This window comes from Mesorhizobium sp. B2-3-12 (assembly GCF_006442205.1).
In the GTDB taxonomy this organism is placed as follows: domain Bacteria; phylum Pseudomonadota; class Alphaproteobacteria; order Rhizobiales; family Rhizobiaceae; genus Mesorhizobium.
In genome coordinates this window covers 15,769-31,386 of sequence record NZ_VFVR01000022.1, presented here as the reverse complement: position 1 = coordinate 31,386, position 15,618 = coordinate 15,769, and the positions used below count along the sequence as shown (strand labels likewise).

Genomic DNA, 15,618 nt, shown 5'->3' with positions numbered 1-15,618 from the left:
AGCTAAGACTCCCCCAGCCAAGACTCCCCCGGCCAAGCCCGGTCCGATCAGCTGAATTTTCATCGCATCCGAGCGAACAGCGAAAGACTGTGTTCATTATGCTGTTTGCACGAATTTTAATAAGTTCATTCTAATATACGGGTGCGGCTTAAGTGAAAATGGTCATTCAAAAGGTGCGGGAAAAGCCGACTATAAAGTATATCATCCGCACGCAGCCGAGTTATGTTTAAGTTGGGAGCCGTCGATGAACAAGGTTATGGAAAGTCTGGCCGACAAAGGCAGAAAATATGCCGGTGCTGTTGCTGCCATTGTGTTGGTCTCGATGGTGTCCGGCTGCCAGACCATGGATACGACCAGGACCGGCTCGATCAACGGGCGGACCATCGACCATGGGTTCGGCAAAATGACCCATCACGTCAGGAACGTCCGTCACGTCAAGACGAAGGTTCTCTACCGCAAACCGCTCACACAGATGAGCGTCGTGACGCGCACCAGGGAGGAGGCCTACGCGGCCTTCGTGCGGCCGCAGCGGGTCGGCAGGCCGGCACCGGTGAAGGTTTCCTACAACCTGGGCAACGGTGGTCCGTTCCTGGGTCATTCCCCCTGGATTTGCGGTCCGAGCGGCTTCGGCCAGCGCGCCAGCTGCCGTTCGCGCTACTAGAGCAATTCCAGGAAAAGTGTGTAACGGTTTTCCGTCCGGAATTGCGTAAAAACAAAGAGTTGGAGCGGTTCGGCGATTCTATCAAACGCTGAACCGCTCTAGCTAGAACATCAGACCTGAAGTGGCGGCAGCCCGACCGGGTGCTGCCACTCAGAAAGGTGGGCGCATCGGCGTTGCGCCTCTCTTGCCCTTGACCGCGTTCCGATCAACTCATGAAGATCGGCTCGGGCGAAGCCAGCCGTCATTGTCACCGGGCGCCGGCCGCGGCCGCGCGACATAGGCCGACGATCCGTTCGCTTCGTGATAGACGCGGGCCAGCATTTCCGCCAGCACGCCCGACGTCACCATCTGCACCCCGGCGATCAGCAGGAAGAAGCCGGTGAACAGCATCGGACGTGTTCCGATGTCTTGGGCGAAGAACAGCTTCAGGCAAAGCAGATAGACAAGTATGAGCGAACCCAGCGCCCCAAGCGCGATGCCGATGCCACCGAAGAAGTGTCCGGGCCGTGTGCGATAGCGCATGAAGAAATACATGAACACCAGATCGAGCACGACCCTGAAGGTCCGCGAAATGCCGTATTTGGACTGGCCGTGGATGCGGGCATGATGCGTCACAACCTCCTGCGCGATGCGTCTGGGGGTCGTCACGGTAGCCAGCCATGCCGGGATGAAGCGGTGCATCTCGCCATAGAGCTTGACGCTGCGAATGACGGTGCCGCGATAGACCTTGAGGCTGCAGCCATAATCCTTGAGGCGCACGCCGGTGACGCGCGCGATCAAGGCGTTGGCGACTCGCGAGGGGAGCCGGCGCATAAAAAACCCCTCCTGACGATCCTTGCGCCAGCCCACCACCAGGTCGAGATCCTCGTTCAGCAGGCGGTAGACCATGCGCGGGATGTCGAAGGGATCATTTTGCAGGTCGCCGTCGATCGTGGCGATGACGTCGCCGCGCGCGGCGTCGATGCCGGCCTGCATCGCCGCGGTCTGCTTGTAGTTGCGCACGAGTTCCACCGCATGGACATGCGGGCCGTAATGCGCCGCCAGTCGCCTGATCTCGCTCACCGTCGCATCGGTGCTGCCGTCGTCGACCAGCACGACCTCCCACGGCTGCTCGTAGCGTTCCATCGCCTGGTGAATGCGTGTCAGCAGCGGCTCGACGTTTTCAGCCTCGTTATACATCGGCACGACAATGGACAGTGTATGGTCGGGCATCACCGCGCCATCAGGCAGTCCCGAAGCAGGGATGGGCAATATGTTCATTGGGATGGCTTTCTAGCAGGTCCGACGGCCGGATTGCCCGGCAGCGTCGATTTCGAGGGAAACAGCCAGGCTATGGCGCCGGTGGCGATAGCCGAGCAGAAGATGAACAGGTGTAGGGCCAGTGCCGCCTGCAGGCCGCTTTTCATCGCGATCCCGGAGGTGAGCAGCGCCGCTGCCGCTCCCGCTTCGTAAGTGCCGAAGCCGGCGACGCCTTGCACCGGCAATATTGCGGCGCCCTCCGCCCCGACGACGCCTGGAAAGGCCGTCGTGAAGGATGTTCCCAGTATCAGGGCCAGCAGCCATCCCTGCACGGTGAGCTTCAGCGACCAGTTGGCGATCGTCCACCACCAGCCGTAGCGCGAGCGTCCGGTCGCCTCGGTGAAGGTGTCGCGGAGCAGGCCGAGCTTCGCCACGATCCTGCCGCGCCCAGCCCAGCCATGCGGCGCGCGCGCCCAGCGCGGCAGATACCAGGCGGCAGCGATCAGCGCGGCGATGCCAGCAATCCTTATCGCCGCATGCAGGCCCGGCCACACCGCCAGGGCCAGTACGCCGACGACAAAAGCGTCCTGCAGCCTGAACCACAGCAGTGAGGCGCTGGCGCGCATGATCGGCACGCCGAAGACCTGGCGCAGGAGCAGGGGAAAGGCCGTCTCGCCGCCCCGTAAGGGAACGACGTTGATCATCGCATTGTGGATCAGAATGACGCGCAGGCAGGCGCCGAACCGGCCATTGACCTCGTCGCGAAACTCATCGCAGACGCGCAACGCACGCAAGACATAGGTGACGAAAAAGGCGATCGTCGCCACCGCGAACGTGCCGGGCGTGATGCGGTCGAAGGCGTCGCCGACCATCCGCCAGCGCGAGTCGCTGGCCAGCCAGGCCAGCAGGGCCAGCGTCACGATTATCGAGATTGCTCTTTTCAACCAATTCTCCGCCGGTTTTCACCGCCGAGTTCCAGCGTCGGCACAGTGGCGAGCAAACATCCAAGGCGTCATCCTGGGTCGATTCGCCTGGCCCACCGCCTTGCCGGCCTTCCGCGGGGCGGATGCGGGCCGCTGAACCGTCGGGACCATTCCGTCGAGGCCCACGGCTGTCGCGGCTCTCATGGACGGGTGATCCTATAGACCAGCAAGGCATCCGAATCCACAAGCTTGGTTCCGGTCTTGTCCAGATAGTCGACGACGCCGTCATGATGCTCGATAAACAACTGGTCCTGTTTGTCGGCAGCGTTCTTGGTCGTGCCGAACAGATCCGCGCCTTGAGCGCGCAACTCCTCGAGCTGGGCGATCGCGGTGGTGTCGTCCGCGACGAATTTCGACCATTCGACATCGCCTCCGCCAGGCGGGAACACCCAGCCGCGTGCCCTGCTGTAGTAGACGGCGACGGGATCGCCGACCGCGGGGGCGATGGCGACGACCAGGTCGCCCGGTTGCGCCAGGCGGGCCAACTCCTCGCCGAGCAGCTTGCCGTTCATCGCGACCGGCGCCTTCATTGTCCTCAAGAGAGGGAAGGTCGACCAAACGAGCGTCACGGCAACGATGCAGATTGAGCGCAGCACAACCGTCGGCGACCGGACCGTGCCCGATGCAAAACTGGCCAGAAGCAGCGCGCCGCGGCCGCAAAACATCGCGAACGGCACATGGAAGATGTGGAAGTTCCAGGGATTGCTGGTGATCTCGCGCGCCGCCGCCAGGTAGACGATCGCGGCCGCACCCAGCCAAATATAGGGAATGGCCGAAAGGGTGCGTTGCGTCGGGTCTTCGGCCGGACCAGGCGGTATCCAGAAACCGACCGCGATCAGCGCCATGAACGGATAGCCGTAGAACCACCAGACCGAGGTGTTCCACACGGATTTGAAGTAGAAGCCATCCTGGACGAACGCCCACAATCCGGAATCCCAGATATAGCCGGAGCCCGCCACGTGATAGGGTGGATAGTTGCGGCCGAGATAGATGGCCCAGCTGAAATAGGCGCCGATGATGGCCAGGCTGAAAAGCCCCCACAGGAAGACCTCGGTCGCCTGCCGTCGCCTCTTCATCACAATCCAGCAGACCATGAGGTAGAAGATGACGGCGCCGGCCGCCACGCCCGGCGGCTTTGCCAGCGCGCCAAGGGTGAAGCTGATGGCGGCGAAAGGCAAAAGCCGTCGGTTGCCGCCCGCCCAGTATTTGGCGAACAGCCAGACGCCCGTCGTCACCAGCGCCAGCATCGACGGATCGGGCAGGAACGAGCTGTCGATCATGATCGCTGCCGGCATCAGCGCGTAGGCGAGCGCCGCGGCGTGGGCATGCGTTTCGCCCCAGCATAGCGCCGTCAACCTGTGCAGCGAAAACACCGTCACCAGGCCGAAGAAGGCCGCAACCATGCGGCCAAACCAGTCGTGCCAGCCGAAGAGTTGGTAGAGCAGGGCGGTCAGATAGCTGACGATCTGAAACTCGCGGCCCTGATAACTCGGCCCCGGCCCGGTCCAGCTGACCTCGGGGAAAAAGATATTCCAGCTGCGTTGTTGAAAATTGTCGGCCATCATTGCCGTGCTTGTCTCGCGCCAGCTGAAGGCGTCGACCAGCGGCAAGGTTATGTTGTGGAACCGGAACAGGACCGCGATCAACAGGATCCCCAGCAAGATCGCCGTGTTGAGGGTCAGGTCATTGCGAGCAGCCGGGTCCCGATCGATCGGCTGCCGCAGGTATTGCTGAACCGAGGCCTGATTCAAATCCGGGTTGTCGCCCATTTGAAACCCGCGTCCTCTCTGACGTCTGCCGATGTTGCTTTTGCGCACGATTGTCAAAGGTGAGCGAGTATATGACGCAATCCTTAATTTTGGCGACAGCCGGCGTCGCGAAAGTTGACATCGCGGCTTCCGCGGCTGTTAAATAGTTTGCAAGGCTGTCGCGCCGATAGCGTTGCCGGACCACACAGACATGCCAACGCCGATTGTACCGATAGCTCCGACCAGGTCGCCGCCGCATGGCGTCGACCTTCCGCGACGCATCGAACGTCGCCGGTTCGCAGGTTTCGCGCCGTTCCTGTTTTTGCTGGCCTTCTGCGGTCAGGCCGCCTTCGCGGAAGCGACCCACGCGGCGGCCGCCAAGGACAGCGCGCCTGCAAAAGCGGACAGCGCTATTGTTGCAACCCCCGCCATTGTTCCAACTGCCTATGAGCTGCAGCTTCTGTATACCGATCGCACATGGATATGGAAAAATGGAGCGGCCTATTTCGCAAAGGACAATCGACGCCTCGAGGCCTGGACGTCGGGGCAGGATTCAGCCTCTGTCGCCGAAGGCAGGTGGCTGGTGACCGAAGACGGCAAGATGTGCACCGAACTCGCTTGGCGGTCCAAGAGCTACAAGGGCAAACCGAAGCGCACCTGCTACAGTCACCAAATCAAGGATGGAGCCATCGAGCAGCGCAAGGATCCGGATGGGGAATGGTACAGTTTCAAGCGAACGCCCGAGGATCCTTCCGACGAATACCGAAAATTCGAGCCCGGTAATACCAAGGCCGCGCAGTTCGAAGAGGCCCGTCAGTTGATCGATTCCAAGAACTAGGGCTGGCCAGACTGGTTGACGGCATGACGGAAAGCGCCGTTCCTGTCTCCGTTGACGCCCTCCCGACATGCCATCGGTGACGACATGTCCTGCGTGTCGGATTCAGGTGGGCTGCTTTCGCAGGCCCTGTGAAGAACCTTGCGAATCGCTTATAAAGCGCGGAGCAGTTCGGCTGGAATTGCCGGCGCACCGACCGCCGATTGGTCGCGTTCACTTCTCTCTCACCGAATGACGAGACGATGGGTCCACCACCATACGGCTTTCATGAAATTTAATAATTAGTGATGTCTAATATTAATCTGTGATGTGCGAGTGGTCACTGAAACGGCGTGAAGCGGCGCAGGCGTCGCAACGCGCCCTGGCTTATACTCAAAGGCAGGGGACACATGGTGAACGATTCAAGGGGCGCATTTCGCCCAAGCAAGAAAGCGCTATCTATTGTTGTGGTTGCGATGACCTCTCTGGTCGCAGGCTGTCAGGGTATGGATGCGACCAGGACCGGTTCCGTCCTCATCGCACCGGTTGTGCATCCGGTCCGGAGCAAGCCGGCGGTCCGGCCGGTCCAGGCTGGATACGTCATGCGTTCGCTCAGGATCGAGCCTGAGGTGCTGATGACAAGCACCATACAGACCACGGAAAGAACTTACGCCTTTGCACCGCCGCCGCCGATGGCGCCGCGCATGGCGGGACCCGTGAAGGTCGCTTTCAATTCCGGCGAAAGTGGTGCGTTCCCGGGCGGTTCGCCTTGGGTCTGCGGTCCAAGCGGATTTGGCCAGCGCGCCAGTTGCCGCGCCCGATCTCTCTGATCTATCGGACAGCGACAGCTATTGCCGCCTTGGTTGGCGGCTGTGTCGCCGGTCTCGTTCGCAGCCCGAAGAAGGGGGCGGCCGTCCTGACGATCGTGTCGATGTCGGAAAGCTCAGGTACAAAGCCAAGATGTGCCCGTGCCTTGCTGGGATCCGCATAGAGCTCGGCCGGATCCCCCGGTCGCCGGGTCCTGAAGACGGCCGGGACCGGTCTCGACGTCACCCGGCTGACCGCCTGGACGATCTCCTTGATGGATACGCCTCGCCCGGTGCCGAGGTTGACCGCAAGGCTTTGTCCGCCGCGCTCGAGGTGCTGGAGCGCTTTCAGGTGGGCGCGGGCCAGATCGCTGACGTGGATATAGTCGCGCACGCAAGTGCCATCCGAAGTCTCGTAATCGGTGCCGAAGACCTCGATTTCATCGATGATGCCTGACGCCGCCATCAGCACCCTTGGAACCAGGTGGGTTTCCGGCGAATGCCACTCGCCGAGTTCCCCGTCGGGATCGGCCCCGCAGGCGTTGAAGTAGCGCAGGATGGCGAACTTCATTCCGTAGGCGGCGGCATAGTCGCCGATGATCTGTTCGCCCATCAGCTTGGTACGCCCGTAAGGGCTGATCGGATTTTGCGACGAACTCTCGCGAACCGGCAGTGCTTCCGGCACGCCGTAGGTTGCGCAGCTGCTGGAGAAAATGATGTTTTCGACGGCGTGCGTGCGTGCCGCATCGAGCACGGCGATGGTGCCCGTCACATTGCTCGAATAGTATTCCGCCGGCTGCTGAACGGACTCGCCGACATAGGCCAGCGCCGCGAAGTGGATGACCGCGCTCGGCCGGTACGTCGCCATCGCCGCCTGCAGTGCGTCACGGTCCCGGATATCGCCGACGACAAGCGGACCCCAGGCGACGGCCTTCTCGTTGCCGCGGCACAGATTGTCGAAGGCCACGGGCAGGTAGCCGGCACCGGCAAGCAGCTTGCAGGTGTGGCTGCCGATGAAACCGGCCCCACCCGTCACCAGGATCGCCTTCCCGGTCATGAAGCCGCGGCGCCCTTTGCCATCCGGCTTCCGAAGAGCAGGGCGTCGAAATAGTCGACGGTATGCGTCAGCCCCTGGGCCAGATTGATCCTCGGCTCCCAGCCGAGATTGCTCTTGGCGAAGGAAATGTCGGGTTTGCGCTGCCTGGGATCGTCGATCGGCAGTGGCCGATGCACGATCTTCGATCTGGAGTTGGTGTAGCCGATGACCAGCGTCGCGAGTTCCATGATGGTGAATTCACCGGGATTGCCAAGGTTGACCGGGTGGGCGGGAGCACACGGCGCGTTCATCAGCCGCATGAACCCCTCGATCAGGTCGTCGGCGTAGCAGAAGGAGCGGGTCTGCAGGCCGCTGCCGTAGACGGTCAGGTCTTGGCCACGCAAGGCCTGGACGATGAAGTTCGAGACGACGCGCCCGTCGTCGGGCTGCATGCGGCGGCCGTAAGTGTTGAAGATGCGGGCCACGCGGATATCGAGGCCATATGTCCTCGAATAGTCGAAGAACAGGGTTTCGGCCGAACGTTTGCCTTCATCGTAGCAGGAGCGCGGTCCGTGCGTGTTTACATTGCCGAAATAGCTTTCGGGCTGGGGGTGTACGAAGGGATCGCCATAGACCTCGGAAGTCGAGGCCTGGAATATCTTGGCATTGTTGCGGCGCGCGAGTTCCAACAGGTTCAGCGCGCCAAGCACGCTCGTCTTGAACGTGTGGATCGGATCTGCCTGGTAATGTGGCGGAGAAGCCGGGCAGGCGAGATTGTAGATCTCGTCGACCCGAAGGTCCAAGGGCAATGGCTCGACGATGTCGTGCTCGATGCAGCTGAATTTCGGATCGCGCAGCAGCGCATTGAGATTGTATCTTTTGCCGGTATGGAAATTGTCGACCGCGACGACGTCGTATCCGTCCTGCAAGAGACGTTCGCACAGGTGCGATCCCAGGAAACCGGCGCCCCCGGCGACCAGGGCGCGGCCTCGGTCGTGGCTCTTGCCGTTGCCCCTCTGATCGCTTCTGGAACCAAGTTTCAGAACCTTTATCACCTTACTCATGCATTCCTCCTACGCACCGCACACGCTACCCAGGGCCGAGGCAACGCACTGCCCGGCCACGTTCTCGAAACGCGGCAATCCTCCGCGTCCGCGGATCGCCATCATTGATGTGCGCTTGTCATTCTCTGAGTGTACGGGGCCACCGCCGCCCGGCTTATATGCTGCCGTTCAGCAGTCCATGCGCCCCGAGATCGCGATCACGCGCTTGGTGCCATCATCGCCGATTGCTCGCCCAAATTGCACATCCCAACGAACTGAAAATATACCTATAGGAATTCCAGTCAACTAAATTAGCAATTCCTTAACCAAATGTGTTTGCCAGTGGTTAATCATGGGTCGGCGCGCACGCGCTTGGCTGTGGCGGCGGTTCCTCATTTTGAATCAGCATATTGGCTTGGACCGCGACACGAACCGATCCGCGTTATTCCCGGGGGCGATCGAAAGCTTGATAGTGAGGAATGTCGAGGAGTGCCCGCGCGAGACGCGGAGGTGCGGATCCGGAAAACCATCCGATGAAGACCGTTTCAGCAGGATGTCAAATCTTTAGGTTGCAATGAGATTGTTGCCCGAATCCGCTCGGGCTGCAGATGTAAACATCTGGCTGTGAATACTTTGCCAACATCGCTTTATGGAGGGAGTCCACGTCGCAGCTAGAGGTGAAGAAAAGTAGACCAAGAGTCAAAATTAGAAGAGAAATCGGCCATCGGGAATGCGTTTTAACTCCGATTCCTTTATGTTGGACGGATCGGAAGTTTTTTGCATTCGAATGCCTCATTCGCCTGAGGTACGCGACAACATTCGCTTTTTCGCCTGAAGAACAGAAGTATCCAATTCATAGTGGAATGCCGGCTGTCTTGGCAACGGCATTTGAGGATATGGCAGAGCGCTGTCTATTGCGCGATCACGCATCCGGGACGAACGCGGCACTGGTACGCTGGCTAAGAAATGGTCGAGATGGCCCGTTTCTCCACGGGCCATCTCGTTCAGGCAACCGCAAAGCGGGGCGGGCGCCCCGTGTCCTGCGGCAGATCGCTGCTGACGCGGTGCGCCAGCTTGGATATGTTATTGCCCGCCCATTTCCTTCTTAAACGTATCGAAATGGACCTGCATGCCATTGGCCTTGACCTCGGCCCAGGCACCGGGCAGACCGGTTTTGGGAAATTGTTTCACCAAGCTTGGGCAGCCTGGCTTCGGCAAGACCTTCGAACTCGGCATCGACATGGTGCTGGACGAAACGGAATGCTTGCGCGACGGTGCCGATATCAGCCGGCCGTCCGGCAAGGTTTGATTGCAAGGTGACCGCCTGAATGCGCTCTCTCTTCGTCCTGATCCTGTTGGCTGGCACCGGCGTCGGTCTCATCTACCCCTGGGCGATGAGCAATTTTTCCGGCCGTGAAATCGGCACCTGGCGGGTTTACGAGCAGGGCCGGTTCAGGCCGCTAACCGTATCGCTCAAAGGTCGCGATGCGCCTGTGCGGGTGCTGGTCGACCTGACCGCGAGGGCTGAACGCATCGTTTCGCAGCAGCGCACGGTGTTGACGTTGACCGCCGCCACCAACGGCCGCACGGTGCTTGCCTCGACGCTGCGGTTCAACCATGTGGACAATCCGCGCCAGGCCAGCCCACAACTGCCCGACAAGATCTTTCGCGACGAGGCCGGCCTGATCGCCACCGTCATCCCTGGCGCTTACGTCTTCACCGTCGGTCCCGGCGATGCCGAGGACATACCGATGCGGGCGGTCGACCTTGTCTTGCGATCCGGCGTCGGTGAGATCGACAGCCGCGCGCGGCCGATAGGCTTCTCGCTGATGGCGGTCGGCTTGATCGGTTTCCTGCTGTCCTTGCGTTCTGGTGGCGGTCGGCCGGAAAATCCAAACTCGCAGCCGCCACCGCCACGCTGGGGCAGGGGACCCAAGTGAACTACCGCCACGCCTACCACGCCGGAAATTTCGCCGATGTCGTCAAGCATGTCGTGCTGACGCGCCTGCTCGAATATCTCAAGCAGAAGGACAAGGCGTTTCGCGTCGTCGACACCCATGCCGGCATTGGCCGCTACGATCTGTCGTCGCTCGAAGCCCAGAAGACCGGCGAGTGGCAAGGCGGCATCGGCAGGCTGATCGATGCCGCGTTCGACGCGAAGGCGGCAGCACTGCTGGCGCCTTATCTGGAGGCGGTGCGCTCGCTCAATCCCGCGGGCGGCGTGAAGAAGTATCCGGGCTCGCCGCTGCTCGCGCGCCATCTCCTGCGCAAGCAGGACCGGCTGTCGGCGATCGAACTGCATCCGAAAGACGCCGCCAGGCTGAAAGCGGAATTCGCCGACGATTTCCAGACCAGAGTGATGGAACTTGACGGCTGGCTTGCGCTCGGAGCGCATCTGCCGCCGAAGGAAAAGCGCGGCCTGGTGCTCATCGATCCACCCTTCGAGGAAGAGGGTGAGTTCGGCCGCCTCGTCGACGGACTGGTGAGGGCGCACCGGCGCTGGCCCGGCGGCATTTACGCGCTGTGGTATCCGGTCAAGGATCGCAAGGCGGTCATCGCCTTCCGGAAAGCGCTGAAGCAATCCGGCATCCCGAAAATCCTCGACATAGAATTCGAGATCAAGCCAACCTCGTCGGAACCCAGCCTCGATGGCACCGGCATGGTGGTGGTCAATCCGCCCTTCACTCTGGAAAGCGAGTTGCGAACCGTATTGCCGGCATTGCACCGATTGCTTGCCCTGGGAAAACCGGCGCACTGGTCGTTGGAATGGCTGGCCGGCGAGGAGATCACGCCGCCGGGATAGCCGCCGCGATTGCCGCGCGCCCAGCAGGAGCCGCATGCCGGGGAACTTCGCGGCTATCGGCGCATTGCTGCTTACGGCATTCGTCCGGCGCTGGTTTCTGGAAACCATTGTCCGCGCAACCGCTTGACCGACGCCAAGCGAATCCGCACAGTGCGCGCAACCGACCTTGAGAGGCTGTCATGACTCGCTTCGCCAAATCCGCACTTGCTGCCCTGATTTCGCTCTGCACCCCCCTTGCCGCGCCTCTCGGTATCACCCAGGCGGTCCATGCGGCTGACCTCGGCGTCTATACCGAGGACGACGGCAGCGTCTGTGGCGAGTCATGGGTTCTGAACAAGATCACGCATCGGTTCTCCTATCAGGTGCACCACGTGCCGCATCTACCCGACGTCGCCATCACCGATTTTCGCGACATTCGCCAGCACCGCTATGAGCAGGCGAGCGAGGAGTGGCCGATCGGCCGTCACTATTGCCGCGCAACCGTCAGCCTGTCGGATGGCCGGGACCGGTCGATCTTCTATCTGATCGAGGAGGGCCAGGGCTTTGCCTCGATCGGCGACAATGTCGAGTTCTGCGTCTCGGGCTTCGATCGCTGGATGGTCTATAACGGCCGCTGCCGCGTCCTGCGCTGAACGCGTCTCTTCCTTCCGATCTTTTTCGCGCCTGCTACCTGAAAAGGTCGCAGGCGCTTTGATGTCCTGTGTTGACAGAAGGCGCGTTCCGCTACACTGTAATGAGACAGACCTGTCTCACCACTTGGTAACCGCCAATGACACCGTCACCTGCTTCCGACAAACGCCAGCATGTCGTCGAAACGGCCTATGCGCTGTTTAAGCGCGCCGGCTTCCATGCCACCGGCATCGACCGGATCATCGCCGAGGCCGACGTGGCCAAGATGACGATGTATCGCCATTTCCCCAGCAAGGACGAGCTGATCGTCGAGGTGCTGGACTATCGCGCCAGGCGTTTTGACGGCCAGCTCGACCAGCTCGCCCAGGAGGGCATCACGCCGGAGCAGAAAATCGCGAAGATTTTCGACTGGCATGGCCGCTGGTTCCGCAGGCCGGATTTTCATGGCTGCCTGTTTGCCCACGCCTTGGCCGAGTTCGGCGATCCCCAGCATCCGGTGTTCAAGGCCGTCGCCAGGCAGAAGAATGGCCTCAGGCAGCGCATGCGGTCGATCCTCGCGCAGGTGATGCCGCGCGGGCGGGCCGAGAGCGCGGCATCGACCCTCCTGATGCTGATCGAAGGCGCGACCCTGATGGCGCATATGGGGCAGGGGGATGCCGCCATCCGCGAAGCCCGCAAGGCCGCCCTGGACATCATCGCGGCCTCGCGCAGGCCGCAATGAGCCCGCTGGTCATAGGGCTGGCGCTGTTCGCGGCGATCCTGCACGCAAGCTGGAACGCCTTCCTGCGAACGGGCGCCGACAGGTTGTGGACCGTCACCGTCATGAGCTTCTCCAGCACCGCGCTTGCCATTCCCCTGGCAATCCTCAACGGTCTTCCGGCGACGGCCGCCTGGCCCTATGTCGGGCTCTCGGCCTGCCTGCAGGTCGGCTACAGCGTGTTCCTGGTGGCCGCCTACAGATATGGCGAACTGGGACAGGTCTATCCGATCGTTCGCGGCAGCGTGCCGCTGCTCGTCACGCTCGGCGGGTTCCTGCTGGCCGGCCAGCATCTCACCGCTCCTGAGACAGGGGGCGTTGCCCTGGTCGGCGGCGGCATCATGGCTCTTTCGCTCGGGCGAGGAAGAGCCTCCACGACATCGATCCTCTATGCGCTGGCAACGGGGGCAATCATCGCCGCCTATGCGATGGTCGACGCGATCGGCGTTCGCGCCGCGGGCAATGTCGGCGCCTACACCGCCTGGGTCCTGCTGGCCTACGGCGCATTGCTGCCGGCGACCTTCGTCGCCTTTCGCGGCAGGCTCGCCGTCGACATGCGGGCACCGGAAACCTGGAAGGCACTGGGCGGCGGCCTGTTCGCGCTTCTGGCCTATGGCGTCGTGGTGGCGGCCTTTGCGCTCGGGCCTGCCGGTCCGATCACCGCGATCCGCGAGACCAGTGTCGTCTTCGCGGCCTTCATCGGCCGGATGTTTCTCGGCGAAACGCTGACCCCTCGGCGGGTCGGCGCCTGCGCCGTCGTCGCGCTCGGCGCCATTTGTCTCGGCTATCAGCCGTGACGATAACGTACACCCGGTCGGTGTCGTCAGCGACAATTGTCGATCCTGATTTTTGCTGATGCCTGCGGCGGCCGCATCGGCTAACCTGAACACCCGAGAGCAACATCACTTTCGGGAGTCCCCATGGACCTTGCCACCATCCTTGCCTTCGCCGCCGCGTTCTTCGTGTTCGCCGCCAGTCCTGGCCCAGACAACATGACGATCGTCGCCCGCACGATCTCCAGCGGCGCCGCGTCGGGCGTTGCCTATGGTGCGGGCACCGTGGTCGGCATCCTCATCTTGCTGGTGCTCGCCGCCTTTGGCCTGTCGATCATCGCCACCAAGATGGCGTCCGTCATGACCGTCCTTCGCTATAGCGGCGCGGCCTATTTGATCTGGATGGGCATCAGGCTCTGGACGGCCGCGCCGGTGGTGCCGGAGCTGAAACCTGTCTCCGGGCGGCGAGGGCTGTTGTCGATCTTCGCCACGGGTGTCGCCCTCAACCTCGGCAATCCGAAAATGCCTTTGTTCTACGTGGCGCTGCTGCCGAACGTCGTCGGAACCTCGCTCACATCAGCGCATCTTGGCATCCTGATCGCGGTGATCCTGGCTGTCGAAATCGTGGTGATCGGCGGGCACGTCGTTCTCGCCGGCCGCGCCCGCAATCTGTTGCGCACGCCCAGGATCGTGCGCCGGGTCAACCGCGCGGCGGGCGGCGTGATGATCGGCGCCGGCGTCGCGGTTGTCGCCACGCGCTGAGGCAATTCCAGGCAAAGAGCTGGCGCGGCTCGTTGGTCCCGGACGGGGAACTCCACTATTTCCTGCGTCGCGCCGGCTCGGCCCCATCGATGAGCTTGCGAAGAAAAGCAATGTGACCACGAAAGGCCCGCCGACCGGCCGTCGTCGCGCTGATCCGTGTCCGCGGCCGACGTCCGACGAAAAGCTTTTCAATATCGACATAGCCAGCTCTGGCCAGCGTATCGAGATGCGCCCCGAGATTGCCGTCGGTGGCCTCGATCATGGTCTTCAACCGGGGGAACTCCAGTGCCTCGCGCCTTTCCAGCGTGTTGAGGACGGCCATGATCCTGAGCCGTGTACTCTGGTGGATAATGTCATCCGCGCTCATCGAGAGGCTCCAGTGCGACAAGCCTTGAGCTGTCGCCGCGTGACCCGGCAATCTCGGACAGAGGTGGCATCCCTTTTCCTTTGCACGGCCGAAATCGAAAGCACGATTCCATTCTTTGACAGAATACTCTGTCACGCAGAGTATTCTGTCAACCAGAAAACAGGAGCTTGACGCTTGCTTGACAAGGTGATCTTCAGATCGTGTGTCGCATCGCGCTCTTGATCCGCGCGAACCGCTCGCCTGCAAAAGATGATCGCCTCGATGAGGTGGCGGGTCATGATATTGACGGCCGAAAATCATGCGTGAAGCAGTTCGCTATTCTTCGACGCTTGATGGCGGCCTCGCGTCGAGAATGCCGGCGTCAAATTGCTGGCGACGTCGGAAGATCAACAGCGGATTTTTCCGGTGATGAGTGTGATTGTGTGTCGATGGCAACCAAAATTTAAACTGAGAAAATCATACCATTGCTTCGCTGGCTAGCGAGACGCGAGTCAGATATGCATTGCGCGCCGAGGTCATTCACGGCCATCGGCATAACGTGAAGGGGCATGACATGGCTAAGCAGTCATCTAAAGCGCCGGCATCCAAGGCACCGGCATCCAAGGCACCGGCAAAGAAAGCACCCGCAAAAGCAGTCGCGGCGAAGGCCGCAACGGCAGTGAAGAAAGCAGCACCTGCCAAGGCGGCGGCAAAGCCGGCAGCCAAGGCAGCACCGGCCAAGAAGCCGGCGGCGGCCAAGGCTGTCGCGAAGCCGGCAGGGAAGAAGGCAGCGCCCGCGAAGGCGGCAGCGAAGCCGGCAGCGAAAGCCGCACCGGCCAAGAAGCCAGCGGCCAAGGCAGCGGCCAAGCCCGCGGCCAAGGCGGCGGCGAAGCCCGCTGCCAAGAAGGCGGCGCCCGCGAAAGCCGCGGCAAAGCCAGCCGCCAAAGCTGCCGCAAAGCCGGCCGCGAAAGCAGCGGCCAAGCCAGCTGCGAAAGCAGCCGCCGCCGCGACCAAGCCGGCGGTGAAGAAGGCCCCGGCGCCGAAGGCAAAGGCAGCGCCTGCGAAGGCGAAGGCTCCGGCCAAGAAGTAGACGGATCGTCGGGGCGTCGCGTGTCCTTCGGGATCCGGCAAGGACGCTCTGGCGCTCTGGATCGGAGCAAATTCGGCAGCGGGTTCAGCCCTCGGGGCTGAGCATTGGGATCGGCCGAGGGGCAAGC

The 15,618-nt window shown here is 61.9% G+C and carries 16 protein-coding genes; 10 read left to right on the top strand and 6 right to left on the bottom strand.

Annotation, left to right across the window (positions count from 1 at the left end):
• Nucleotides 1–244: 244 nt before the first annotated feature.
• On the top strand, nt 245–661 hold the full coding sequence (locus FJ948_RS29495; RefSeq protein WP_140710739.1) for a hypothetical protein: 417 nt from the start codon (nt 245–247) through the stop codon (nt 659–661).
• 210 nt (nt 662–871) lie between these two features.
• Here FJ948_RS29495 and FJ948_RS29490 read toward each other — a convergent pair whose 3' ends face one another.
• From FJ948_RS29490 to FJ948_RS29480, 3 genes are all read right to left on the bottom strand, one after another.
• The gene (locus tag FJ948_RS29490; RefSeq protein ID WP_246677655.1) at nt 872–1,873 is read right to left on the bottom strand and encodes a glycosyltransferase family 2 protein; all 1,002 of its coding nucleotides are present in this window, start codon (nt 1,871–1,873) and stop codon (nt 872–874) included.
• Between the two features lie 44 nt (nt 1,874–1,917).
• Nucleotides 1,918–2,844, bottom strand: coding sequence for a lysylphosphatidylglycerol synthase domain-containing protein (locus FJ948_RS29485; RefSeq protein ID WP_140710735.1), 927 nt, complete (start codon nt 2,842–2,844; stop codon nt 1,918–1,920).
• Between the two features lie 179 nt (nt 2,845–3,023).
• Entirely contained in the window at nt 3,024–4,652 is a 1,629-nt protein-coding gene (locus tag FJ948_RS29480; protein ID WP_140710733.1) for a glycosyltransferase family 39 protein, read from the bottom strand.
• Nucleotides 4,653–4,842: 190 nt separating this feature from the next.
• On the opposite strand from FJ948_RS29480, the gene FJ948_RS29475 reads away from it, so the two are divergent.
• Nucleotides 4,843–5,469, top strand: a complete 627-nt coding sequence (locus FJ948_RS29475; RefSeq protein WP_140710731.1) for a DUF995 domain-containing protein — start codon at nt 4,843–4,845, stop codon at nt 5,467–5,469.
• An 807-nt stretch (nt 5,470–6,276) separates the two neighbouring features.
• On the opposite strand, the gene galE is transcribed toward FJ948_RS29475, so the two are convergent.
• Together galE and FJ948_RS29460 are read right to left on the bottom strand one after the other, a co-directional pair.
• A complete protein-coding gene (gene galE / locus FJ948_RS29465) occupies nt 6,277–7,308 on the bottom strand; it encodes a UDP-glucose 4-epimerase GalE (protein WP_140710727.1) in 1,032 nt (343 codons plus the stop codon).
• A complete protein-coding gene (locus tag FJ948_RS29460; protein WP_140710725.1) occupies nt 7,305–8,351 on the bottom strand; it encodes a UDP-glucuronic acid decarboxylase family protein in 1,047 nt (348 codons plus the stop codon). Before FJ948_RS29460 ends, galE begins: the two co-directional genes overlap by 4 nt.
• 1,108 nt (nt 8,352–9,459) lie before the next feature.
• Here FJ948_RS29460 and FJ948_RS30840 point away from each other — a divergent pair.
• The 7 genes from FJ948_RS30840 to FJ948_RS29425 all read left to right on the top strand — a co-directional run bounded on the left by FJ948_RS30840 (nt 9,460) and on the right by FJ948_RS29425 (nt 14,055).
• Nucleotides 9,460–9,639, top strand: a complete 180-nt coding sequence (locus FJ948_RS30840; protein ID WP_246677653.1) for a hypothetical protein — start codon at nt 9,460–9,462, stop codon at nt 9,637–9,639.
• A gap of 19 nt (nt 9,640–9,658) precedes the next feature.
• A complete protein-coding gene (locus FJ948_RS29450; protein WP_140710723.1) occupies nt 9,659–10,270 on the top strand; it encodes a hypothetical protein in 612 nt (203 codons plus the stop codon).
• The gene (locus tag FJ948_RS29445) at nt 10,267–11,133 is read left to right on the top strand and encodes a 23S rRNA (adenine(2030)-N(6))-methyltransferase RlmJ (protein ID WP_140710721.1); all 867 of its coding nucleotides are present in this window, start codon (nt 10,267–10,269) and stop codon (nt 11,131–11,133) included. The genes FJ948_RS29450 and FJ948_RS29445 overlap by 4 nt, the downstream gene beginning before the upstream one ends.
• Before the next feature lie 179 nt (nt 11,134–11,312).
• Nucleotides 11,313–11,765 (top strand): hypothetical protein, encoded by a 453-nt coding sequence (locus FJ948_RS29440; protein WP_140710719.1) that lies wholly within the window; start codon nt 11,313–11,315, stop codon nt 11,763–11,765.
• A 137-nt stretch (nt 11,766–11,902) separates the two neighbouring features.
• A complete protein-coding gene (locus FJ948_RS29435; RefSeq protein ID WP_140710717.1) occupies nt 11,903–12,484 on the top strand; it encodes a TetR/AcrR family transcriptional regulator in 582 nt (193 codons plus the stop codon).
• The gene (locus FJ948_RS29430) at nt 12,481–13,317 is read left to right on the top strand and encodes a DMT family transporter (RefSeq protein WP_140710715.1); all 837 of its coding nucleotides are present in this window, start codon (nt 12,481–12,483) and stop codon (nt 13,315–13,317) included. Before FJ948_RS29435 ends, FJ948_RS29430 begins: the two co-directional genes overlap by 4 nt.
• Before the next feature lie 123 nt (nt 13,318–13,440).
• Nucleotides 13,441–14,055 (top strand): LysE family translocator, encoded by a 615-nt coding sequence (locus FJ948_RS29425; RefSeq protein ID WP_140710713.1) that lies wholly within the window; start codon nt 13,441–13,443, stop codon nt 14,053–14,055.
• A 55-nt stretch (nt 14,056–14,110) separates the two neighbouring features.
• On the opposite strand, the gene FJ948_RS29420 is transcribed toward FJ948_RS29425, so the two are convergent.
• Nucleotides 14,111–14,422 (bottom strand): transcriptional regulator, encoded by a 312-nt coding sequence (locus FJ948_RS29420; protein ID WP_140710711.1) that lies wholly within the window; start codon nt 14,420–14,422, stop codon nt 14,111–14,113.
• Between the two features lie 658 nt (nt 14,423–15,080).
• Between FJ948_RS29420 and FJ948_RS29415 the strand changes: the two genes are divergently transcribed.
• Nucleotides 15,081–15,491, top strand: a complete 411-nt coding sequence (locus tag FJ948_RS29415; protein ID WP_181173876.1) for a hypothetical protein — start codon at nt 15,081–15,083, stop codon at nt 15,489–15,491.
• Nucleotides 15,492–15,618: the final 127 nt, after the last annotated feature.